Genomic DNA, 21,374 nt, shown 5'->3' on the forward strand with positions numbered 1-21,374 from the left:
GTCGCAGACTACGACGTTGATAGGTTACAGGTGTAAAGGTGGTAACATCACAGCCGAGTAATACTAATTGCCCGTAAGCTTTAATTTTCTTTATTACTGTTAAGTTCGTATACAACTTTCCCGATATGTTATCTTATTGCGTGCTGCAAGGATAAGGTGATCACTCACCTGCTTCCTTACGACGGGAGACCGTCAACAGCCAAAGATCTTATGGTGGTTATGCCAAGGGTGTTCACCTCTTCCCATTCCGAACAGAGAAGTTAAGCCCCTTATGGCCGATGGTACTGCACTATCATGCGGGAGAGTAGGTAGCTGCCATATTTATTAGGAAAAGCCCTGATGTTCATACATCAGGGCTTTTTTGTTTTATATCTTCCCGTACCGTGCATGTAGCTCCCCAAAAAAATACCCACCGGAAAAACTGCTTTCCCGGTGGGCATCTATCTACCTGAAGTAAAAATCAAAAGATAATCTCCGCTGTTTATTTCTTTCTGAAATCATCATACCAGTGGGCGATATTCACAGATACGCCCATAGAAAATACCACCGGCTGGAAATAGTTGTTCATCCGGTCGTACTGGGTATTACCTTCTGTCAGTGGCACGGCAATCAATAACTGCGACTGGAATTTTACATACTTGTAGCCGGCTCTCACCGTAAAAGTAGGCTCGTAGAATATGGTGGATTTGTCGGCAATGCGAACAAAGTCGCTTTTGGCGGTGGCATCGTTCTCAAATGCACGGGGACCCATGTAGGTGTCGTAGAAATTCACGCAGGAAAAGCGGCTGCTGAAAGCTGCTTCCACCACAGGATGCACAAAACCGATACTGGGCTGGATAAATATTTTGGAAAACCTGTTCCGCAACCGGAAATCTTCCTGGTTAACGCCTTCTTCACCCGCACCGGAAGCCAGGGTCCTGAAGCTGCCTGCTCCTCCGCCGGCATACACATCAAAGACCATCCTTTTCTTTGGGTCCAGCGGTTTGAAAAAGCCGATGGCGCCTTCTCCCATGCCCCCACGGAGATCTCCGTTAATGAAGATATCATCAGAGGGATAGTTTTCCACTCCGGAGTTCACCTGGTATACATAATGGCCGTTGGCCATGATGGCAATGTTATTGGTCAGCGCGAAGGCTGCCTGCAGATTGTAGGGCGTAACGGCTGCCTTGAATTCATTTTTCTCCTTCAGGAGCGGTACGTTGGCCGAATTAGGCGCATAGATGTGTTTGGTACACGAGCTGAAACCCATAGCTGCAGACAGACATAGGACAGCGAGATAACGACGTTTCATAAAGTTGCAGGGTATTGTTTAGTAATATTTGGTTGCTATCAGTTGCTAACCATGGTTGATTCACGCTGGATCAGTTCCACCGGAAAAACGAAGTTTTTGGTGACTTTACTGTTCTCTTCATGGTTGATCAGTTTCACGATCGTTTCCACTGCCTTTTGTCCCATGTTATAGCCCGATTGCTCGATGGTCGTGAGCGAAGGGGAGATAATACGGGAAGAGAGGTCGTTGGAGTAACCTACCACCTTTATTTGTCCAGGAATGGCAATGTTCCGTTTGTTGGCTTCCTGGATAAACGCCACCGCGGAACTGTCGTTGGCGGTAAACAGTCCGTCGGGGAGGTCACCTTTATCGAACAGTTCCCGTGCGGCCTGACCGGCGGCATCCATAGTAAGGTTATGGATATAAACCAGTTGTTCTTCATATGGAATGTTGTATTTGGCCAGTGCTTCCTTGTATCCTGAGAGCCTTTGCTGGTAAAGGTTGCAGGTCAGCTGACCGGAGAAATGCGCGATTTTTTTACAGCCTTGTTTGATCAGGTGTTCCGTGGCGAGAAAGCCGCCTTTAAAATCGTCTCCTGTGATGCTGTAGCCCGGAAAATCTACGGGCACGCGATCGTAGAACACGAGGGGGATATTATTTTTTATAAAAGGGCTGAAGTGGTCGAAGTTGGTGGTGAACATGGAAGCTACTGCCAGCAGGCCGTCTACCCGGAGGGAGTAGAAGGTATGTGCCAGTTCTTTCTCCATGGCCACGGTTTCATCGGATTGACCGATGACGATGCTGAAGCCGTATTTATGCGCCTCGTGCTGGATACCGCTGATAGCGGTGCTCTGGAAGTACATGGAAGTACGGGGGACGATCAGCCCTATGATGTTGGAACGTTTTTTACGCAGGCTGGAGGCTATCCAGTTGGGCACATAACCCATGTCCATTGCTGTCGCCTGTATTTTCTCGCGGGTTTCCTCGTTGATCAGCGGATTGTTCTGCAATGCGCGGGACACCGTGGATGCGGATAAATTCAGCTTTTGAGCAATGTCGTATATCGTTATTTTATTGGTGCGTTCTTTCACTTTTGAGGCTGTATTTACATTAAAGGTAAAGCTATATTAAGCAATTTCCACAACAATATAAACAGGCGTGCCGGAGGGGAGAGTACAAAAAATCCCCTTCCGGATGCCGGAAGGGGACATGATAAATTTTCGTATATTCTTTACCGTTATTTAGGGTCCAGCGCTTTCGAAATGCGTGCGATGAGGTCCTGATAGTGATTGCGGGTAGAGGCATCACCGGAACCGGCAGCGGCGCGAAGATCATTTCTGAGTGTGGAGAGTTGTGCACGGGCGATACCGGCGGCATCGGAGCGGGACGCGTTGGCAGCACCGAAACCAGGCATCGGGCTTGGTGAAGGCGGTGCGAGCATGCCGGCCAGGTTGTCTACATAGCCGCGTTGCAGGTTACGACGGTAGGCATCTACCGCTGTGTGCGCATATACTTCGGTGAAGATGGCCTTTTTCAGGTCGTTGAGCATTTCCACCGGTTGATAGGCGGCGGCGCCCAGGGCGGCTTCTGCAGCGCTCAGTTTATTGAGCGTGTTAACAGACAGCAGTCTGCCCAGTGTTGGCATTTGTGTGGATATTACGAGGGCGGTACCATCTCCGCCGATGCGGCTGAGCAGGTCCTGGTTTACCAGCCATTTAGGGGTGGTAAACAGTTGCTGGGAGAGGAACTGGATGGCTTCTTTCTGGATAGCTTTCGGCACATACTCATATATGGGGCCTTCCTGCTCTACTGTTTTCGGTGTTTCATAAATACCGCCAACATTCTTGGTAACATGGCCCATATAGCGGCCGAACTGCGATACTACTTCCTTGTACAGTTCGGAGAGGTTGCCATAGCCTTCGTTGCTGACGCGGGTCCAGGCGAGCAGGTTGGGCATGATACGCTGCAGGTTTTTAATACCGTAGGCGCTGGCTTTCATGGCGTTGTCGCCGAGGTCTTCGTTCTGGGAGCGGGGATCGTTAGGATTGGACTCGGTGCCGAACCAATACTTTTTATCCTTCAGTTTTTCCACTGTCATTTTGTTGAGGATAGGCGTTTCTGCTTCCGGTGTTTTAGCATCGGGCAGCAGGTGGTATCCCCATTGGATGGCCCATTTATCGTAGTAGTTGATACGGGGATAGAGATCGGCGCCGGAGATGCCGTCACCGGGTTGCGCCACGTAGTTGAAGCGGGCGTAGTCCATGATAGAGGCGGCGTGGCCGTTCTTTTTCACCCATTCTTTATCGCGTAGTTTTTCCACAGGATAAGTAGAGCTGGAGCCGAAGTTGTGGCGGAGGCCCAGGGTGTGTCCTACTTCATGGGAGGAAACGAAGCGGATGAGATCGCCCATGAGTTCATCGCTGAACTGCATTTTGCGGGCGCGTTCGTCGTTAGGGGAAGCCTGTACAAAGTACCAGTTGCGCAGCAGGCGCATCACGTTGTGGTACCAGTTGATATGGCTTTCCAGGATTTCGCCGGAGCGGGGATCGTGTACGTGGGGGCCGCTGGCGTTGGGCACTTCAGACGGTTTGTATACGATAGCGGAGAAACGGGCGTCTTCGATAGACCAGGTAGAATCTTCCGCTTTTGTGGGCGCCATTTTAGCGATAATGGCATTTTTGAAGCCTGCTTCTTCGAAGGCCGACTGCCAGTCATTGACACCCATGATAAGATATTTGCGCCATTTGGCGGGGGTAGCCGGATCAATATAGAACACGATAGGTTTCTGTGGTTCCACGAGTTCACCGCGTTTATATTTTTCCATGTCTTCCGGTTTGGGTTCGAGGCGCCAGCGGGTGATCATCTGGAGTTTTTTCACGCCTTGCGGGTCTGCGTCGAAGTCGGTCACCCCGGTGGTAAAGAAGCCTACGCGGGGATCGAAATAGCGTGGTTTCATGGGGACAGCGGGGAGGAGTACCATGGAGCTGTTGAGTTCAACGGTAGCGAAGCCTCCCGGGGCTGGCGGTGCGCCGGGGGCAGAAGGGCCGCCCATGCGGGAATAGGTTTTAACGGTTTTGATTTCGGTGTTCATCGGGTAGGACCTTACATCGGAGATGTAGGATTTATCCGGTTGGGCGCCACCGAGTTTCAGCATATGTTTAACGGAGCCGTCGAAGAAGAGCACGTCGTTGTCGCCGGACATGTATTCGGTGAGGTCGATGACGTTGCCGTGGCCTGATTTGGAGAATGCTTTGATATCGAAGGCAGCTACTATTGGCTGGAGGTTGGAGTTCATTACCGCGGTAAACATCGGCTGGGTGGAGTCTTTCGACACTTCCGAGTAGGAGATGTTTTTCAGGAAGATGCGGTTGTTGGGTCCTTTCTCGAAGCGGATGACGTTTTCGCCGATGATGTCACCGGAGAAGCCCATCATCTGGGCGCGCAGGCCGGCTGCTGATTTGGAGATCCTGTTGACCACGAGGATATCTCTGCCGAGGAGGGAGTCGGCTATTTCGAAGAAATAGCGGTCATCCTGTTTGTATATATTGAACAGGCCGGAGTCTGCGGCGGCTTTATCGGTGATTACCTCTGAGAAGGCTTTCACAGCGGGTTTGGGGCCTGGTTTGATCATGGGAGGTTTGGCGGTGGTGTCTTTAGCGGGAGCTGTGGAAGCTGGCGGCGCGGCGTTTTTCTTTTTCCGCTGGGCGGCAGCGGGTAGTGAAACGGCTGTTGCAAGGCAGGCGATACCGGCCGCTGCGAGCATTCGTTTCAATTGGCGTGGTGTGTGCATTTGATTGATTGGTTTTTGTGTAACGTTCGATTTTTTTAAAATGGGATTGCAATTACGTACATAAAGTATTAACTTATGAGGAAAATCCATAAGCGTATGAAAGGGCGTAGGAATGGAAAAAAGGAGGGTTGAAGGCGGCAATGGAAGTTCACACAGTAGTTGTCACACCAACTTTTTTATGTAATCATTTATTGTTATAGTACATAATATTTTCATATAGTAGCATGTGGGTAGGGCAAATGACATTCCGCTACAGTGTTGAATTTGCCAGGGGAGGATTTGAAAAAGTGTGCAGACGGGTAAGCTAAAACCAATTAGCTATGCCTCAAAGTGTTGACTGGCGCGGGAATAAATATGTTCTCAGTTTTGTAAGATTTCTGTTGGAACATTTGAATTTTTTCTTAAATTGTGCGTCCAACTTTGAAAAAAATTAAACGCTTTCAAATCTTTGGGACAGTAACAGTTTAAGAGGACTGCAATATTATTGGTTATTTGCTAATGTAAGTGTTTGCTCAAAACAAAAAACAAGTGGTTGAAAAGCCCTATAGTGGGGCTTTTGTGGTGCTAGGTTAATTTTTGTGGGTTTTTTTGGGCTGCACTTGTTTTTTTGGGCCAACCTTATAACTTTGCGAATCGCTCATTAAAGAGTAAATTAAAGGGTAAATTGAGTGCTGGGAAGCATTCCACAATGAGAAATTGTAAATCGTAACTTCTAACAAACAATAGTTTAATTTTTAACACTAAAATTTCAATCAACATGGCTGAGACTAAAACAACTGTGACTGCAGCTACAGCTAAGGCTTCTTCTCATCAACCTAAAAAGTCGTCCAACCTGTTCGCGGCGTTGGCTGTGCCTATCTGTTTAGTGATAGGATTTCTGTTTTTCTTCTTTGTATTAGGTAATCCAGCCAACTTCCAAGGTAATAATCCAGATGGGCACCCAATTGATTCTGGTATTGGCAAGTGGTTTGGTACTGTTTACAAAGGTGGATATGTAGTACCGGTATTGATTTCTGTATTGCTCGTTTGTCTGACTTTCGTAATTGAGCGTTTCCTGTACCTGTCAAAAGCTAAAGGTAAATTCAGCGGTTCTGAGCTGGTACGTAAAGTACAATATCACCTGGCCAACAAAAATGTTGACGCTGCTTTAGCTGAGTGCGACAAACAGAAAGGTTCTGTAGGTAACGTGCTGAAAGCTGGTCTGAAAAAGTACAAAGAAATGGTTACCAACTCTGAGCTGGACACTGAGCAGAAGATCCTGACCATTAAAAACGAAGTTGAAGAAACTACTGCCCTGGAACTGCCGATGATGGAAAAGAACCTGGTGTTCCTGTCTACCATTGCTTCCGTAGCTACCCTGCTGGGTCTGTTCGGTACAGTATTGGGTATGATCAAAGCGTTCTCTGCGATGTCTTCCGGTGGCGCACCAGACTCTGCACAGCTGGCATTGGGTATCTCCGAGGCGTTGATCAACACCGCACTGGGTATCGGTACTTCCGCTATCGCGATCATCATGTATAACTACTTTACTACCAACATCGATGGTATCACTTATGCTATTGATGAGTCCGGCTTTACTTTAACACAGAGCTTTGCTGCAAACCACAAATAATTTTGTGGAATTTCAGCGGTTTTGAATCTATTTAAAGTAAACCATAAAAAAAGTAAAGATGCCTAAAGTTAAAATGCCCAGGAAAAGCACGGCTATTGACATGACAGCAATGTGTGATGTGGCTTTTCTGCTCTTAACTTTCTTTATGCTGGCGACGAAGTTCAAACCGGATGAACCGGTAACGGTAGTTACCCCGTCTTCTATCAACACTACCCTTTTACCTGATTCTGACGTGTTATTATTCACTGTAGATAAGGATGGCAGAGTGTTTTTCAGCATGGACGGCCAAGCTAAAAGAAAAAAAATGATCGAGGACCTGAACACACAGTTCAAACTTGGTCTGACTGACAAAGAAGTAAAGAGCTTTGTTACCGGTGCAAGTGTTGGTACCCCGATCAAAGACCTGAAAACTTACCTGTCTGTTTCTGAAGACGAGCGTAAAAAACAGGGTCTTGATAAAGGAATCCCTACCGATTCCGCAAACAATGAGTTAAAAACCTGGATCGAGTATGGTATGGCTGCGCAGGGAGGCAACTTCAACAAACTGAAGTACTGTATCAAAGCGGACAACGCCACTCCTTATCCCAAGATCAAGGAAATTCTGGATACCTTCAAAGAGAAGCATATTCAGAAGCTCAACCTGGTAACGAACCTGAAAGCTGCCCCTCCCGGTACTGCCGCATGGCAGGAAGAGCAGGGCGGTGCTCATGGTAAGAAAGAGTAGTAAACGGCAGCACTGACTTCCTGGCCTGGAAGGCTGCTGATTTAAAAACGAAAAAAAAGAGCTACTATGGCAGAAATGGATACCAGCAGTAGTGGTGGTGGGAAGAAACACGGTGGAACGAAATCGAAGAAGCAGTCTACCCGCGTAGACATGACTCCGATGGTGGACCTGGGTTTTCTTCTGATTACCTTCTTCATGCTTACCACGACGATGAGCAAGCCCAAGACCATGGACTTGATCATGCCAAAAGATACCAAGGATGAGAAAGAGCAGAACAAAGTAAAAGAAAGTACTGCGCTGACCATCCTGCTGGGAAAAGACAACAGAGTATACTATTATGAAGGTTTGGCACAGGACCCGAATGCATCTGCCAATCCTGACTTCTTCAAGGCTTCTTCCTTTGCCAACAAAGGCGGTATCCGCGATGAGATCATCAGGAAAAGGGATGAAGTGTCCAAACTGAGGAATGCAAAAGGAGAGCCGGAAGATGTGGTAGTTATCATTAAAGCCGATGACGACGCCACCTACGCCAACTTTGTGGACATTCTGGACGAAATGGCGATCAACCGCATACAGCGTTATGCCACCGTTGACATCAGCGACCAGGACAAAACATGGATCAAGCAGACAGAAAATGCTAACGGCGTAAAATAGCCTTTGTGGAATTAATCAAATTTTTGCATCCATATAAAAATTACAATCAACAATGGATTCAGCTAAAATCTTAAAGTCCGATTTTCTTGATATCCTGTTTGACGGCAGGAACAAGGACTATGGGGCTTATGATCTGAGGAGGCAGTATAACAAGCGGGTGCGGAATGCCATTCTGGGTACCGTGTCTTTGTTCGTCGTGTTCTTCCTGGCTTATATCATCACCAACTACGTAAAAGCTTCTGAAGGTGAAAACAACAAGAAGCCGGTGATCCAGGAGATCAAGATGGAAGACGTGAAACTTCCGGATGATCCGAAAACACCACCACCGCCTCCTCCTCCGCCGGCACCACCGCCGCCGGTTAAACCGTCAGTTCAGTTCACCCCTCCGGTGATCAAGAAAGATAACGAAGTACCACCGGAAGAAGAACCGCCAAAACAGGCCGACATTAAAGAAAAATCCATCAGCACCAAAACTGTGGAAGGTGACCCGAACGGTATCGATGCGGGCCTGCTGGAAGATAGTAAAGGTACTGGTGTGGTAGAAGCGCCTCCTGCTCCTGCAAAAGAAGAGATCTTCACTTTCGTAGAGCAGCCTCCTACCTTCCCTGGTGGTGAGGAAGCGCTGGCCAAATACCTGAGCAAAAACATCCGTTACCCACGCGTTGCGCAGGAAAACGGTATCTCCGGTACTGTATTCGTACAGTTCGTAGTTGACTCAGAAGGTAACATCAAAGATGTGAAAACAGTAGGCGCTGCAAAAGGCGGTGGTCTGGAAGAAGAAGCTGTGCGCGTGGTGAAAACCATGCCTAAATGGAAAGCTGGTAAGCAAAACGGCCGCCAGGTTTCTGTACAGTTCAACCTCCCGATCCGCTTTACACTGCAAGAGTAGTACTACTACATCATATTACACAAAAGCCCCGTTTCAAGCTGATTGAAACGGGGCTTTTGATTTTTAGTACCTTTGCCTTTCGTAAAAAAACTGAACCGGTATGCTGGGAAAACTAACAGGATTTGATGATACTATTGTTGCAGTCGCCACCGCACCAGGCCTCGGCGCTATCGCCGTTATCAGGCTCAGCGGTAAGGAGGCATTTCCCATCTGCAACACCCTCTTCCCCGGTAAAGACCTGCTGCTGCAGGCCAGTCATACCCTCCACTTCGGCAGCCTCGTCCACCGCGGTAAAGTGATCGACGAAGTGGTGGTAAGCCTCTACAAAGGACCCCGCTCCTATACCGGAGAAGATGTCATCGAAATTTCCTGCCACGGCTCTCCCTACATCCAGCAACAAATCATCGAAGCCTCCATCGCTGAAGGCGCCCGCCTCGCCAAACCCGGCGAATTTACCCAGCGGGCATTCCTGAACGGTAAACTGGACCTCACACAGGCCGAATCCGTGGCCGACCTGATCGCCAGCAACTCCGCCGCCTCCCACCAGACAGCCATGCAGCAAATGCGCGGCGGCTTCTCCAAAGAACTGCACGCCCTCCGGGAACAACTCATCACCTTCTCCGCCCTCATAGAACTGGAACTGGATTTCAGCCAGGAAGACGTGGAATTTGCCGACAGGACCCGCCTGTATGAACTGGTGACCAACGCCACCATCACCATTCGGCACCTTATCGACTCGTTCCGCATGGGCAACGTCATCAAAAATGGCGTTAACACCGCCATCGTAGGCAAACCCAACGCCGGCAAGTCCACCCTGCTCAATACCCTCCTCAATGAAAACAGGGCCATCGTCAGCGATATCGCCGGTACCACCCGCGATACCATCGAGGAAGTGCTCAATATAGACGGTATCCTCTTCCGCCTCATCGATACCGCTGGTATCCGCGACAGCGCCGATACCATCGAAACTATCGGCGTACAGAAAACCATGGAGAAAATCCGGGAAGCCGGCGTAGTCGTTTACCTCTTCGACGTAAACGAACTCTCCGCAGAAGATATCCGTCAGCAGATTGCCTCCTTTGAGGCAGATAACATCAACTTCCTCCTCGTCGGCAATAAAACCGATGTCACCGGCGAAGCTGCCACCCGCACCAAATTCGACGGCCTGCCCATCCTCTTTATCTCCGCCAAAAAACATGAACATATCCAGGACCTGAAAAACAAACTGGTACAGAAAGTCATGACCGGAGATATCAACACAGAAGATACCATCATTACCAACACCCGCCACCATATAGCACTACAGGAAGTAATGCAGTCACTGCTCGATGTGAAAAACGGTATGGACAACGGTCTGCCAGGAGACCTGCTGGCGCTGGATATACGACGCGCCCTGCATTATCTCGGAGAAATCACCGGGGAAGTGACGAATGAAGACAGGCTGGATTATATTTTTAGTAAGTTTTGTATCGGGAAGTAAGATCATCAGCAACAAATAAAAACATTAAAAGGCTCAATTCGATGTGAATTGAGCCTTTTAATGTTTTATTTGCTAATCACCATACTATAGCTTGTTCTCCCAAGGTGGTCAACAATTTTACATTGTAACTGCCGCGTATTAACGGCAAAGTACATAAAACCATACTCCGCAGCTACAAAACGGCTATAACCCAGGTTTTGTTTAACCGGCGTAACTTCCGACCCGGCACCAGAGATAAACTGATGGAAATGTTCGCTGCTGTTTTTCAGGTGCTGCATAGAATGTTCGTGGCCCGAAAGGTAAACATCCACCTGATGCTTTTCTAAAATAGGTTGTAATACTTTACGTACTGCAAGCGTATCATAGTTTTCGGTACGTGGACCGGCAGTATAGACGGGATGGTGCCCGACCACAATATTCCAGCAGGCATCTGAGTTTGCCAGGAGTTTGTCTAACCAATCCAACTGTTTTTTCGGTTGTTGTCCGGCTACGTGCGGGCCATATTCGCTGTTTTTATAGAACTCGGGGATCATCGGATTTGTGTCGATAAAGGCTATCAGCAACTTCTCACCACTTTTAAGTCTGAAGGTTTTGCTGTAGTACCTGGCAGGCATTTTCCAACGCCTGCTTATTTTGGAATACCTCACCTGGGCTTCCGGATCAGATTTGTAATCATGGTTGCCGAGGATGGGGTACCAGTCCCATTGCAGCGAAAAATCTGTATAGATATTCTCGTAGGAATAATGCCAGAGCGGATCATGTTCGCTTGCTACGCCCGAGGGATAAAAGTTATCTCCGGTGGAGATAATGAAATCGTTAGGATTTTCAGTGGCCCATTTGCCCATTTGCCTCGCTACCTGTAACTGGTGATCAGCACCGTTTCGTCCCCAATCGCCTACTGCCATAAAATGCAGATCAAATTCATCCTTAAGCGAAGCGCGGGAATCAATGTCTCCGCTTTCGATCTGTGTCGGCATCCCGGTGGCCAGGCCTGTTAAGGCTGCTCCGGAAAGCGTGGCACCAAGGGCAGTGCCCAGGGTGCCTTTCATAAAGTCTCTTCTTTTCATCGATCTAATTATAGCCTGTGTTCTGTCGCCAATTTGTATTAAGGTTTAAGACCGTGGTAGGTACAGGGAATATCCTTCTGTACTTTTCGGTAAACCCGGCTGGATAGAGGTTGCGGAAACCCCAGTTATCTTCGAATTTCCCAAAACGGATTAAGTCGTTACGTCTCCATGATTCATCTGCAAATTCGCGGGCCCTTTCATCTAAAAGTGCATCCAGATCTGGCTGCGTAGTCAATGATGGCGCTTTTACGTAACTCCTGATTTGGTTCATCAAAGCCATGGCTGTTTCGCCATTGGTTGCTGTGGCACCACGTAAAATAGCTTCGGCTTTCATCAAAAGAATATCGGCATAACGAAAGATCGGTACGTCATTACTTTGGCTGCGGTTTTGTGCCGCCGTAACATTTACATCCATATAGAATTTGACAGAACGATAGCCCATAGAACGGCCTTTCTGGTCATTACCAACATCCAGTGTAGCGGCACCATTTGGACGAAGGGTGATCTCCCTGGTAAACTCCATGTGCCAATCGAATTTTTTATCGGCATCGCTTCCGTTATAGTCCTGGTCAATTCCCCTTTTGGAAGTGTTGATAAGGAAAGGATTCGCTGTAGGGGCATAGTTATTCCAATAGTATTGTTTACCTCCGATATAGGAAGCATTTCTTTCGTCGCCTGTAAGATTGAATTTATCGAGGTAGGCAGGCAGTACGCGGAAAGTTCCGCCAACACTTTGAGGGAGGTCGCCGAACTGCTTCTGGGCACTACGGTGGATCCAGAAACGACTATAGGTCATCCCTTGTTGCCTTTCCCTGTCAAAAGGCATCGCAAAAATAAAGTCTTTGATATGCGGCCCGTTATCCGGGCGGAACTTGGTCAGGAACCTGTCACTCAGATTGAATTTCCCTGAGGTGATGATGAAGTCGCACATTTCAACTGCATTCCGCAATTTCTCATTTGGCAGGCCAGGCGTATAATTAGCCACATCCGGTGTAGTATAAACAGCCCAGTTAAGATAGAGCTTTGCCAACAGTGCGGCAGCCATATACTGTGTTGCTTTCCCATAAGTGCCTGCATCTACATTCACCGGCAACCTATCCTTTACAGCCAGTAGCTCTGCCTCTATAAATTTACACACATCTGCACGTGGAGACCTTTCAGGCTGTTGCGCGACCAATTTGGTCATAATAGGAGCAGCGCCAAAGTTATCCATCAGGATAAAATAATAATAGGCGCGAATGGCACGTATTGGCGCGGAGATGGTACTTTCGTCGTTGGCAAATAATGCCAGTATTTCATTGCATGATGCGATACCACTCATCGCCGAGTTCCATATGTTTGGAAGTATACCATTGTCAGCCGTCCAATTATGCAGATGGAACTGGCGGTATACGCCACCATCATACCAGTCTGACCCCATCGCCACACTAACGGCTTCATCGCCCGATAGCGTTTGTGCCATCCAATGGTCACGGCCCATAGCACCTCGATAGGCATTGTAAGCACTGGCGGATACAGCTTCGGCAGCCGCTTGTGAATCGGGGAATCTGGTATATCGCGATTTGATATCTACATCCAATTTGGTGCAACCGCTGACCACGGTAACCATGCTCAGTATCAGGATTGATTTGATATATTTTTTCATTACCGTTTTTCTTTTTATAAATTAAAGTTTACACCAAACATGAAGGTGCGTGTTTTTGGGTAGGTTTGGCGATTATCAATACCTGGTGTAATTCCACCAAGGTTCACCTCTGGATCTAATCCTTTGTATTTCGTGATAACAAAAGCATTGTTCACAGTAGCAAATACACGAACATTTTTAAGGCCGTTCCCAATTTTCCTGAAAGTATAACTTAATGACAAAGAGGCTAAGCGCAGGTAGTCTCCGTTCTCCAGGTATCTGTCAGACAGGTAGTGGGAGTTGAAATCCGTAACGCGCTCAGTTTCTACCACACTTGCCAGTAAATTTTTGTTGCCAGCGTTGCCACGTACGTTTGAATGCCTGGCACGTGTACCATTCATGATCTTATTGCCAAATACCCCCTGAAACAGCATCGTTAAACTTAGGTTTTTGTAGCTGAAATTGTTGTTCCATCCCAAGGTGTATTTTGGCTGGGCACTTCCCGTAGCTGCTCTGTCCTTGTCCATGGGGGTGGTGGTCGTCTCTCCGGTTTTTTCCCCGGTATCCTTATTACGAACATAAAAGGTAGATACGCCTTCGTCATTATAGCCTGCCCATTCCCAGGTGTAGAACTGTCCGATAGGATAGCCTTCTATCAGCCTTTGTTGCCGGGCATTACTTTGGCCCGCCCCGTCTAAGTCGGCAAGGTCGATATAGTTGACTGAAAATTCTTCGTTGGAGATTTTGACAACTTTATTCTTGTTGTGAGAGAACACAATGCCAGTATTCCATGAAAACTGTTGGGTTTGCACGGGAGTTCCATTCAGGCTTACTTCAAAACCTTTGTTATCGATCTGGCCGACGTTTGTCGTTAAAATACCAAATTGATATTTGGGTCCTATGGTTACCGCATAGTCGTAAATCAGGTCTTTGGTCTTCTTGTCATAAAATTCTACGCTACCGCTCAAACGATTCCTGAACATGGCGAAATCTACGCCAAGGTTCAACATGCCTGTACGTTCCCACCTCAGGTCCGGATTATCGTTTCTGATGGCACCCAAAGCCCGCATTTGCTGCCCTGCCGCGTTGGTGAACCAACCAGTAGCTCCATAAAGTCTTGTTGCAGTAAACACGTCGAAGCCCAATGAGTTTCCGCTTATGCCGTAGCCGGCACGGAGCTTCAGGTCGTCGAAGAAATCCATTGATTTAATAAAAGATTCTTCAGACATTCTCCAGGCGGCAGATACCGACGGAAAGGTTCCCCAACGATTGTTGATGCCGAAAGCAGAAGAACCATCGCGGCGAACAGTGGCTTGTAAAAGGTACTTTCCGTCCAGCGCGTAGTTAACCCTGGAATAAACAGAGATCATTCTCAATGTGGAAAGATTGTAATCGCCCATTGCAGTAATGTCGATGTTGTTTGCCACTCCAGGGTTATAATAACTCAGGTCGTCGTTATAATAGTTATAGGAAGAAAGCTGGAAGCCGTCATTATTGTTGTTCTCTTCCCATGAGTAACCAACCAGGGCGCCTACTTTGTGTCTTCCGAAGGTTTTCTCATAGTTAAAATTGGTTTCAAAAACGACTCTTTTATCTTCAACTGCTGTCCTGATTGCCCTGCCATTCATTCCTGCTGCCACCATAGATTTGGTTGAATTATAGGAAGATTGGTTAAACTGCCTGTTCTGCAGCGATAGGTCCAGATTATATTTTAACCCGGAAAGAATTTCGTAGCCCGCTTTGACGTGTGCCTGTAAAAGTTTGGTGTTCCTGAGCATAGTATTTTCCTCAACGAGGGATACAGGATTAGCGTATTGTGAACGCTGAGGGTATTCGAACCACGAACCGTCCTGGTTCTTTACCGGCGAAATAGGAAGGTAATATGCCATGGCATCGTAAACACTTAATCCTTGTCCCTGTGCCGGCACATCATTCTGCTTGGTTAAACTTCCGGTCAGATTGAATGCGAGTTCCATACGATTGTTCAGTGCTCTGGTTTGTACGCCGGCTCTCCCGATCAGGCGGTTCATATCAGTGCCTTTAATTACGCCATTATTTTTGAAGTAGTTGATACTTGCGTTGTACTGCGTTTTCTCGTTACCTCCAATAATAGAAACGTTATGGTTGTCTGATATCCCGGTTCTTTGTACTTCTTTCTGCCAATTGGTATTGGCGCCCATGTCATCATAAGGGTCTAAGGAAAAGCCATTGTCCAGCACATAGCTCCTGTATTGCGCGGCATCCATCATATCCAGGTTTTTGGCTACTTTATCTACCGATACATAACCATTGTAGGTAATGGCACTTTGATTGGTTTTCCCTTTCTTGGTAGTTACGATAATTACACCATTCGCGGCTTTAGAACCGTAAATCGCCGTTGCCGCGGCATCGCGGAGAATATCAATACTGGCGATATCGTCCGGAGCAACCAGCGCTAAAGAAGCTCCAGGCACGCCATCTATTACATAGTAGGGCTCCATCGCCTCGCCGGACCTTAACGTAGATGAACCGCGCAGGGTAACCGAAGGTGTTGCATTGGGATCGTTGCTGGCAGAAATCACCAACCCCGGTACTTTGCCTTGTAAAATCTGTGCCGGCGAATTGAACACGCCCTGGTTGAAATCTTTGGCTTTTATACTGGTAATAGAACTGGTTACATCCTTACGCGATATTCTGCTGTAGCCTATCACCACTTCCTGGAGGGCAGTGGCCACAGGGCGAAGTTTTACGCTGAGCGCAAGCTGTTTACCATTGGAGATGGTATAGCCAGCAAGCGTATCAGGCTGATAGCCCATATAGTTAAAGATGAACTGATAGGGACCACCTTCCGGCAGGTTAGCAAAACTAAAAAGCCCCCTTTCGGAAGAGATGGTGGCGAAGCTTTTATTGGTGCCGGCATGAATAGCCCTGATGCTTACCCCGGGAAGGAAATTTCCGGTTTCATCCTGTGTGGCACCTTTGACTTGTTCCTGTTGTGCGTTTGCCTGAACGACGACCAGACAAAGGAACAATGAGCAGAGTATGCTTTTTTTCATGTGCAACGTGTAGTTAAACATTGTTAGGTAGTTATTTTATTGTTGATTTATTGGTTGTGGCGGGATAAATGGTATAGGAACCGTCTTTTTCGGCGACGTAATGCAGACTGTTAATCAGGCAGATCAGTGTTAATGCCTCCTGGATAGTTTCACTTTCAACATCAATGCTACCCGTGTATTGGATATTGGCCAATGAGACTTTACGTATATTGATTTTTACCTTATAGACATCTGCGAGGGCCCCAATGACCTCGTTGAGAGGAATGTTATTAATGTCCGATAACCGGATGTTGGTAGCTTTCATCGCTTTTCTCGTTTGTTTCTCGGACAGTTTTACCAATTCGGTGCGGTTGGTATGGCTATCAAACATGAAGCTTTCACCTTGTTGATTGAGATATACATTGTTGAAAACAGCGTTAATATTGGCAGAAGCTACCATCACTTTTCCTGTATGTAACTTTACGGTGGTTTTATATGCTTGTGCACGGGTATCAATTGTAAAAGAAGTACCCAGCGCAGTGGTTTTGGTGCCACCTGCATATACACTGAAAGGACGAGAAGGATCTTGAATTACTGCGAAATAGGCTTTCCCGTGCAATTGCACTTCACGGGATGCTGCTGTAAACGCCTTCTGGTAACGGATGCTGCTTTGGGCGTATAAACCTACCGTAGAACCATCGGGTAATTTTACGGTTTTGATATTTTCAGCATCGTTGTTAACGACCGACCAAAGCGGGTCCCGAGTTTCCGAAGTCCTTTCTACCGGTTGGAACTTCGCTGCTGGGTTAGCCACGTTTGGCCTTTTGAACTGCCAAAAGCTTAATGAGATTACCAGGAGAACGGCCGCCGCTGCGCTTGCGTAACGAATTACCTTGAGCGTGCGTTGCTTCCGGAACACCCTGAGTTCCCGGGCCGTGGATTGCCTGTCCATTTCCACATGTATATGATCGAGCATGTCTTTGCCCGGTATAGGATGCGCGGTATCATCTGCCTTGAAGTCCTGCCAGGCCTGATCACTAAAAAGTTTACTGATAACCGTGGGATTCTCCCAGATCTTTTTGCGGATAGCATCTTTATTATCAGCCGGACGGTTTTTCCCCGTGCCGCTATTTTTTTTCACCTTCATGACCTTATTACGTGGCCCGAAGAACTATCCCTAGTCGGTTAATATTTTTTTAATATTGGAGAGGCCGGAGAAAAGGCGTGAGGGAGAAGTGTAGCGAAGGCGGGTCAATCTGTGCTTACAGCATGATGGAGTAGAGGTGCTGTTTTAGTTGGAGAAGGGCTTTCCCGATATGGTATTCTACCGTTTTGGGCGAGATGGAAAAAATTTCGGCGATTTCTTTATGGGACAGCCCATTCTTCCGACTGAGCTCGAAGATCATCTTCCTCATCCTGGGCATATCCTGTATGTCCTCTTCCATTAATCTCAATAGCTCCCTGCTTTCAATAGCGTCGATAAGGCTGTCAGTAAATGGCGTTTCGGCCGCCTGCCCTTCGTATTTGAAACGTACGGACTCTTTGCGAAGGAGGTCGATCATGACTTGCCTGGCCATTCCGAAGAGCTGTAGATGAATAGCTGTTTCTTCATTGAGTGTTTCCCTGTTGCTCCATAGTTTAATGAAAGTAAGCTGGGTAACCTCTTGTGCAATGTAGGTGGACTTTGAGCGATGTAGCACATAGCCATAAATCTGGTCGTGATAACTTTCGTAGACAAGATCGAAGGATTTTTGGTCGTTTTCCTTTATTCTTTTTATTAAATGCATATGCCCGACAAAATTAGCAGCTCCCTCCGAGCCGCTTACTAGCAAGATATTATTTTTTTATTAAGTATTTTTTAACATATTGCTTACGTACCCACCCTTAACCAGGTTAGTTTTAACTTCCAGTCGGTAGGGGGCCGTTGTCGGGATGCAGAAACGCTTTTGCTTATTTAATCAATTGAAGACCAATTTTATGTCCCCCTGGATCAATTGGGTTTTCAATCTATCCAGGGGGACAAGCCAGCAGGTGTAAATTAAAATTTACCTAGCAACCGCCTTTGCTGGGAACACGCTGATAAATTATTTTACTGTCCCGCTCTACATAATTGCCCGATACTATTGGATAGGAATACTTGGGCGCGTATGATACGCCATGGCTTCTTATAATTATTTTGTCGTCCACTTTCAGGCTTTTCAATTGCGCAAGTTGGGATTTTTCCGGCTGAAATGTTATAATGTAATCCTCCCCATTAATCCTGGCCATCACTCCGAAACCTAACCGGGAACCTGGCGGAAGGGAAAGTGAAGTTACAATAGCCTCCATGTTAGAGGAATCCCTTATATGATTTCGTATTTTTTCAGCACCGGAAAGCACTTTTTTACCTGCGGGAGACGCTTCCCATTTTTTGAACTTTATACCCTCCGGGGTAGCCTCCCATTTTTTCCGTTCGGCGTCCCTTTCAGTTGCAGAGAGGGGCTTGGGGGATGAATTTTTAGAAGACCCATTTTTGATTTCGCGATTAGCGAATACTAGTCCGCTTGCCACAACCGGCAGCAAGATCAGTGCATAAATAATTTTTTTCATATTTTGTGGATTTAATTAGCATACATCTATTTCCTGGTAAATCAGATCCGTTTAAGGCTCTTCTTTCGTCATTATATCCTGGCAAAGTTGATATAGCAAAATTACTTAGGTGTCTTTCAACCGGGGAGTCTGTGTTGTAAATAAAAGTGTAACCTTTGTAAATAAATCGTAAAGGGGGTGTAAATACATTTAAATAAATACATTATATGTAATATTTATTTAAATGTATTGTTGACTACTTTTGCGTCGTATATCTGAGGAAAGCACCTGTACTGCACAAAATAGTCCAGGGTAGCTCATATGAATAACTAACAAACTTTTTTTCATCACTGTTAACTTAAATAAACCTATGAGATTATTTTATTTGTTTGTCCCGTTATTCTGCCTTTTAGTTGCGGATGTTTATGCCCAAAAAAATTGGCTTCCGGATTCAGGAAAAGTTGGTATTGGAACGGATTCTCCCACTGTGCAGCTGGATGTCAGGGGCGAATTTAGCCTGGGCGTATTATCTTCAAAGGGAGGGCAGGCTTACAGCATCGGTCTTACAAGGGCGGGAGCGCAATTGTATGGTGTCACCAGTATAGGTCTCCGGTTGGGCGGTACTTTAAACAGTGGAGACGCCGCCATACTTCCGAACGGAAATGTAGGCATTGGCACCACTTCTCCGGGGTTGAAACTGGATGTAAACGGCGTTTTCAGAAGCAATGGTATGGTGACGCTGTTGGGCCCCGGTACGGCTTCTGAACTGAACAGCACCACCAAGAGAGGGGTGTATATTGATAATGGTGTTAGCACTGGTTGGGATTTGCTGACACTCAGGAATGATTCCGGAACTATGATGACGGTAACCGGAGCGGGTAGTGTAGGCATCGGAACAAAAAAGCCGCTGGGATACAAACTGGCTGTTGAAGGTACCATTGCCGCCAGGAGAGTTAAAGTAACCCAGGAGAGCTGGGCAGACTATGTGTTTCTTCCCGATTATAAACTCCCGTCAATTGAAGAACTGGAGCGGTATATAGTCAGCAAAGGTCATCTGCCGGGTGTACCTTCTGCCGAAGAAGTGAAAAGCGACGGGGTGGACTTGGGAGAAATGAACAAGATCTTACTGGAAAAAGTGGAAGAGCTTTCTCTGTATATCATTTCGTTAAAGAAGCAGCTGGATGTGCAACAGTCGCAAATAAGCGCCTTGCAGCAGAAACAATAACGGATATTTGCCGTAGTGAAAGCCATATTCGACCCTTGGCCCTGCGAAAAGATGGAGGTAAGCGAAGCGGGGTAGACACCCCGCTTCCATCAGTTACCTGTTTTAATTGGTTTTTTTCATCACTCCGGGATATACGATCCCATCCGCCTCTTTCAGCGGAATACCTAGTAATTTAGCCACCAGTGGCGCTACATCTGTCAGTTCTATTACGGGAACGGTTATATGTTCTCCCAGGCCTGCGCCATAGGCGATAAAGCCGGTCTGTATCTCTCTGAAATCAGGGAAGTACCCATGTGCGCCGCCATGCGCTTTTTTAATGGCTTCTCCTTCTTTGTTGCCGGAGAAGGCTATGCCCTGCACGGCGGTGAGTGCCAGCACTGCGTCCGGATCGGCGCCTGTCTTTGCCAGCGCAGGCTGTTCTATTACCCGGAACTGTTTACGGATGCCTTCCGGTAGTTCGTTCAGCATGGTTTTTACCTGCTGCAGTGTTTTCTGATCTTTTTTGTCTTTCAGTTTAAGGAAGGTGGACCCGCCACCGCTGTGGAACAGCGCTTTCCAGCTGCCTGGATTTTCTTTGGTGCCGGCCAGTCCTTTCTGTGCCAGCCATACGTTGGGCGACAGCGAAGTGTGGATGTCCACGAAGCCGTGGTCGCCGGTGATGATGATGGCGGTACTGTCGCTGATACCAGCTTTTTCGATGGCTTCGAGGATGGTGCCGATGCCATGGTCGGCAGAAGCGACCGCGGTGGCTACGGCGTTACCTTCCCGGCCTTCGCGGTGCTGCACCTCGTCGGTGCAGGGGAGGTGTACGGTCAGCAGGTTGGGCTTATAGCGGCGGATCAGGTAAGCGGCCATGCGGCTGAGCGTTTCATTCATACCGAGGTAACGGAGGTTCATGTCGGTGGACTGTAACTCGCCGGTAGCATTTTTTTGCACTTCCTCGAAGAGGCCTTTAGGGGTGGACTGCTCGCTGGTAGGCGCTCTGCGGTCACCGGGATTGCTCAGGGAAAAGGTCTCAGGGATATTGTAGGTCACCGGGGCGCCGACAGACACCGGCCAGGATACGGACGCAGAGATCATTCCTGCTTTGCCCACGGCATCCCAGAGCGTTTCTGCCTTGATGTGACTGGTCTCTGAATACCAGCGGCCGCTGGCCCCTTCCGGTTCGAAAGGGGTGTTGTACCAGATGCCGTGTTTGGCGGGTTTTACGCCTGTGATAAGGGTGGTATGGGATGGATAGGTGATCGTTGGGAAGATGCCGGTGACGCCGGTGGCGTGTACGCCTTTCTCTTTCATCCGTTGCATATTGGGCGCCGGCCAGGAACGGTCGAGATAAAAATCAGGACGGAAACCGTCAATGCTGATCAATATCACATATTTAGCCTGCTGTGCCATGATACTGGTGGATGATAACAATAAGGCATATACGAAGAATAATATTTTTTTCATGATGATGG

Annotated in this window: 16 protein-coding genes and 2 rRNA genes; 8 read left to right on the forward strand and 10 right to left on the reverse strand. The window is 47.5% G+C overall.

From position 1 onward, the window contains the following. Nucleotides 1–88: ribosomal RNA gene (locus tag B5D63_RS00005) — 23S ribosomal RNA — on the forward strand; the annotation flags it as partial. 121 nt (nucleotides 89–209) lie between these two features. Beyond that, nucleotides 210–321 (forward strand): 5S ribosomal RNA (gene rrf / locus B5D63_RS00010). A gap of 160 nt (nucleotides 322–481) precedes the next feature. On the opposite strand, the gene B5D63_RS00015 is transcribed toward rrf, so the two are convergent. From B5D63_RS00015 to B5D63_RS00025, 3 genes are all read right to left on the reverse strand, one after another. Further along, the gene (locus B5D63_RS00015; RefSeq protein WP_143312703.1) at nucleotides 482–1,291 is read right to left on the reverse strand and encodes a hypothetical protein; all 810 of its coding nucleotides are present in this window, start codon (nucleotides 1,289–1,291) and stop codon (nucleotides 482–484) included. Between the two features lie 38 nt (nucleotides 1,292–1,329). Beyond that, nucleotides 1,330–2,361: a LacI family DNA-binding transcriptional regulator gene (locus B5D63_RS00020; protein ID WP_078666744.1), complete on the reverse strand. Its 1,032-nt coding sequence runs from the start codon at nucleotides 2,359–2,361 to the stop codon at nucleotides 1,330–1,332. Between the two features lie 146 nt (nucleotides 2,362–2,507). Beyond that, complete coding sequence (locus tag B5D63_RS00025) at nucleotides 2,508–5,060, reverse strand: zinc-dependent metalloprotease (RefSeq protein WP_235021428.1); 2,553 nt, start codon at nucleotides 5,058–5,060, stop codon at nucleotides 2,508–2,510. A 757-nt stretch (nucleotides 5,061–5,817) separates the two neighbouring features. On the opposite strand from B5D63_RS00025, the gene B5D63_RS00030 reads away from it, so the two are divergent. The 5 genes from B5D63_RS00030 to mnmE all read left to right on the forward strand — a co-directional run bounded on the left by B5D63_RS00030 (nucleotide 5,818) and on the right by mnmE (nucleotide 10,419). Continuing rightward, the gene (locus B5D63_RS00030; RefSeq protein ID WP_078666746.1) at nucleotides 5,818–6,672 is read left to right on the forward strand and encodes a MotA/TolQ/ExbB proton channel family protein; all 855 of its coding nucleotides are present in this window, start codon (nucleotides 5,818–5,820) and stop codon (nucleotides 6,670–6,672) included. 58 nt (nucleotides 6,673–6,730) lie between these two features. Beyond that, nucleotides 6,731–7,396: an ExbD/TolR family protein gene (locus tag B5D63_RS00035; protein ID WP_078666747.1), complete on the forward strand. Its 666-nt coding sequence runs from the start codon at nucleotides 6,731–6,733 to the stop codon at nucleotides 7,394–7,396. 66 nt (nucleotides 7,397–7,462) lie between these two features. Then, a complete protein-coding gene (locus B5D63_RS00040) occupies nucleotides 7,463–8,050 on the forward strand; it encodes an ExbD/TolR family protein (RefSeq protein ID WP_078666748.1) in 588 nt (195 codons plus the stop codon). A gap of 52 nt (nucleotides 8,051–8,102) precedes the next feature. After that, nucleotides 8,103–8,939 (forward strand): energy transducer TonB, encoded by an 837-nt coding sequence (locus B5D63_RS00045; protein WP_078666749.1) that lies wholly within the window; start codon nucleotides 8,103–8,105, stop codon nucleotides 8,937–8,939. Between the two features lie 100 nt (nucleotides 8,940–9,039). Further along, nucleotides 9,040–10,419: a tRNA uridine-5-carboxymethylaminomethyl(34) synthesis GTPase MnmE gene (mnmE, locus tag B5D63_RS00050; protein WP_078666750.1), complete on the forward strand. Its 1,380-nt coding sequence runs from the start codon at nucleotides 9,040–9,042 to the stop codon at nucleotides 10,417–10,419. A gap of 65 nt (nucleotides 10,420–10,484) precedes the next feature. Here the strand turns inward: mnmE and B5D63_RS00055 are convergent, their stop codons facing one another. The 6 genes from B5D63_RS00055 to B5D63_RS00080 form a co-directional block, all read right to left on the reverse strand. Further along, nucleotides 10,485–11,468 (reverse strand): metallophosphoesterase, encoded by a 984-nt coding sequence (locus B5D63_RS00055; protein WP_200816882.1) that lies wholly within the window; start codon nucleotides 11,466–11,468, stop codon nucleotides 10,485–10,487. A gap of 22 nt (nucleotides 11,469–11,490) precedes the next feature. Next, the gene (locus B5D63_RS00060) at nucleotides 11,491–13,131 is read right to left on the reverse strand and encodes a RagB/SusD family nutrient uptake outer membrane protein (protein ID WP_078666752.1); all 1,641 of its coding nucleotides are present in this window, start codon (nucleotides 13,129–13,131) and stop codon (nucleotides 11,491–11,493) included. Nucleotides 13,132–13,145: 14 nt separating this feature from the next. Next, nucleotides 13,146–16,145: a SusC/RagA family TonB-linked outer membrane protein gene (locus B5D63_RS00065; RefSeq protein WP_143312704.1), complete on the reverse strand. Its 3,000-nt coding sequence runs from the start codon at nucleotides 16,143–16,145 to the stop codon at nucleotides 13,146–13,148. Between the two features lie 31 nt (nucleotides 16,146–16,176). After that, on the reverse strand, nucleotides 16,177–17,271 hold the full coding sequence (locus tag B5D63_RS00070) for a FecR family protein (protein ID WP_078666754.1): 1,095 nt from the start codon (nucleotides 17,269–17,271) through the stop codon (nucleotides 16,177–16,179). Between the two features lie 115 nt (nucleotides 17,272–17,386). Next, complete coding sequence (locus B5D63_RS00075; RefSeq protein ID WP_078668474.1) at nucleotides 17,387–17,911, reverse strand: RNA polymerase sigma factor; 525 nt, start codon at nucleotides 17,909–17,911, stop codon at nucleotides 17,387–17,389. Between the two features lie 262 nt (nucleotides 17,912–18,173). Beyond that, the gene (locus B5D63_RS00080; RefSeq protein WP_078666755.1) at nucleotides 18,174–18,713 is read right to left on the reverse strand and encodes a hypothetical protein; all 540 of its coding nucleotides are present in this window, start codon (nucleotides 18,711–18,713) and stop codon (nucleotides 18,174–18,176) included. Nucleotides 18,714–19,179: 466 nt separating this feature from the next. On the opposite strand from B5D63_RS00080, the gene B5D63_RS00085 reads away from it, so the two are divergent. Continuing rightward, on the forward strand, nucleotides 19,180–19,917 hold the full coding sequence (locus B5D63_RS00085; protein WP_078666756.1) for a hypothetical protein: 738 nt from the start codon (nucleotides 19,180–19,182) through the stop codon (nucleotides 19,915–19,917). 102 nt (nucleotides 19,918–20,019) lie between these two features. On the opposite strand, the gene B5D63_RS00090 is transcribed toward B5D63_RS00085, so the two are convergent. Beyond that, entirely contained in the window at nucleotides 20,020–21,366 is a 1,347-nt protein-coding gene (locus B5D63_RS00090; RefSeq protein WP_078666757.1) for an alkaline phosphatase family protein, read from the reverse strand. Nucleotides 21,367–21,374: the final 8 nt, after the last annotated feature.

This window comes from Chitinophaga eiseniae (genome assembly GCF_900167135.1).
Classification (GTDB): domain Bacteria; phylum Bacteroidota; class Bacteroidia; order Chitinophagales; family Chitinophagaceae; genus Chitinophaga; species Chitinophaga eiseniae.

What these genes read in the sequence shown, in the direction of transcription:
- B5D63_RS00055 (WP_200816882.1), bottom strand. Translation starts at nt 11,468, where the DNA reads ATGAAAGGCACCCTGGGCACTGCCCTTGGTGCCACGCTTTCCGGAGCA.
- B5D63_RS00025 (WP_235021428.1), bottom strand. Translation starts at nt 5,060, where the DNA reads ATGCACACACCACGCCAATTGAAACGAATGCTCGCAGCGGCCGGTATC.
- B5D63_RS00045 (WP_078666749.1), top strand. Translation starts at nt 8,103, where the DNA reads ATGGATTCAGCTAAAATCTTAAAGTCCGATTTTCTTGATATCCTGTTT.
- B5D63_RS00080 (WP_078666755.1), bottom strand. Translation starts at nt 18,713, where the DNA reads ATGAAAAAAATTATTTATGCACTGATCTTGCTGCCGGTTGTGGCAAGC.
- B5D63_RS00035 (WP_078666747.1), top strand. Translation starts at nt 6,731, where the DNA reads ATGCCTAAAGTTAAAATGCCCAGGAAAAGCACGGCTATTGACATGACA.
- B5D63_RS00015 (WP_143312703.1), bottom strand. Translation starts at nt 1,291, where the DNA reads ATGAAACGTCGTTATCTCGCTGTCCTATGTCTGTCTGCAGCTATGGGT.
- B5D63_RS00065 (WP_143312704.1), bottom strand. Translation starts at nt 16,145, where the DNA reads ATGAAAAAAAGCATACTCTGCTCATTGTTCCTTTGTCTGGTCGTCGTT.
- B5D63_RS00030 (WP_078666746.1), top strand. Translation starts at nt 5,818, where the DNA reads ATGGCTGAGACTAAAACAACTGTGACTGCAGCTACAGCTAAGGCTTCT.
- B5D63_RS00060 (WP_078666752.1), bottom strand. Translation starts at nt 13,131, where the DNA reads ATGAAAAAATATATCAAATCAATCCTGATACTGAGCATGGTTACCGTG.
- B5D63_RS00075 (WP_078668474.1), bottom strand. Translation starts at nt 17,911, where the DNA reads ATGCATTTAATAAAAAGAATAAAGGAAAACGACCAAAAATCCTTCGAT.
- mnmE (WP_078666750.1), top strand. Translation starts at nt 9,040, where the DNA reads ATGCTGGGAAAACTAACAGGATTTGATGATACTATTGTTGCAGTCGCC.
- B5D63_RS00070 (WP_078666754.1), bottom strand. Translation starts at nt 17,271, where the DNA reads ATGAAGGTGAAAAAAAATAGCGGCACGGGGAAAAACCGTCCGGCTGAT.
- B5D63_RS00040 (WP_078666748.1), top strand. Translation starts at nt 7,463, where the DNA reads ATGGCAGAAATGGATACCAGCAGTAGTGGTGGTGGGAAGAAACACGGT.
- B5D63_RS00090 (WP_078666757.1), bottom strand. Translation starts at nt 21,366, where the DNA reads ATGAAAAAAATATTATTCTTCGTATATGCCTTATTGTTATCATCCACC.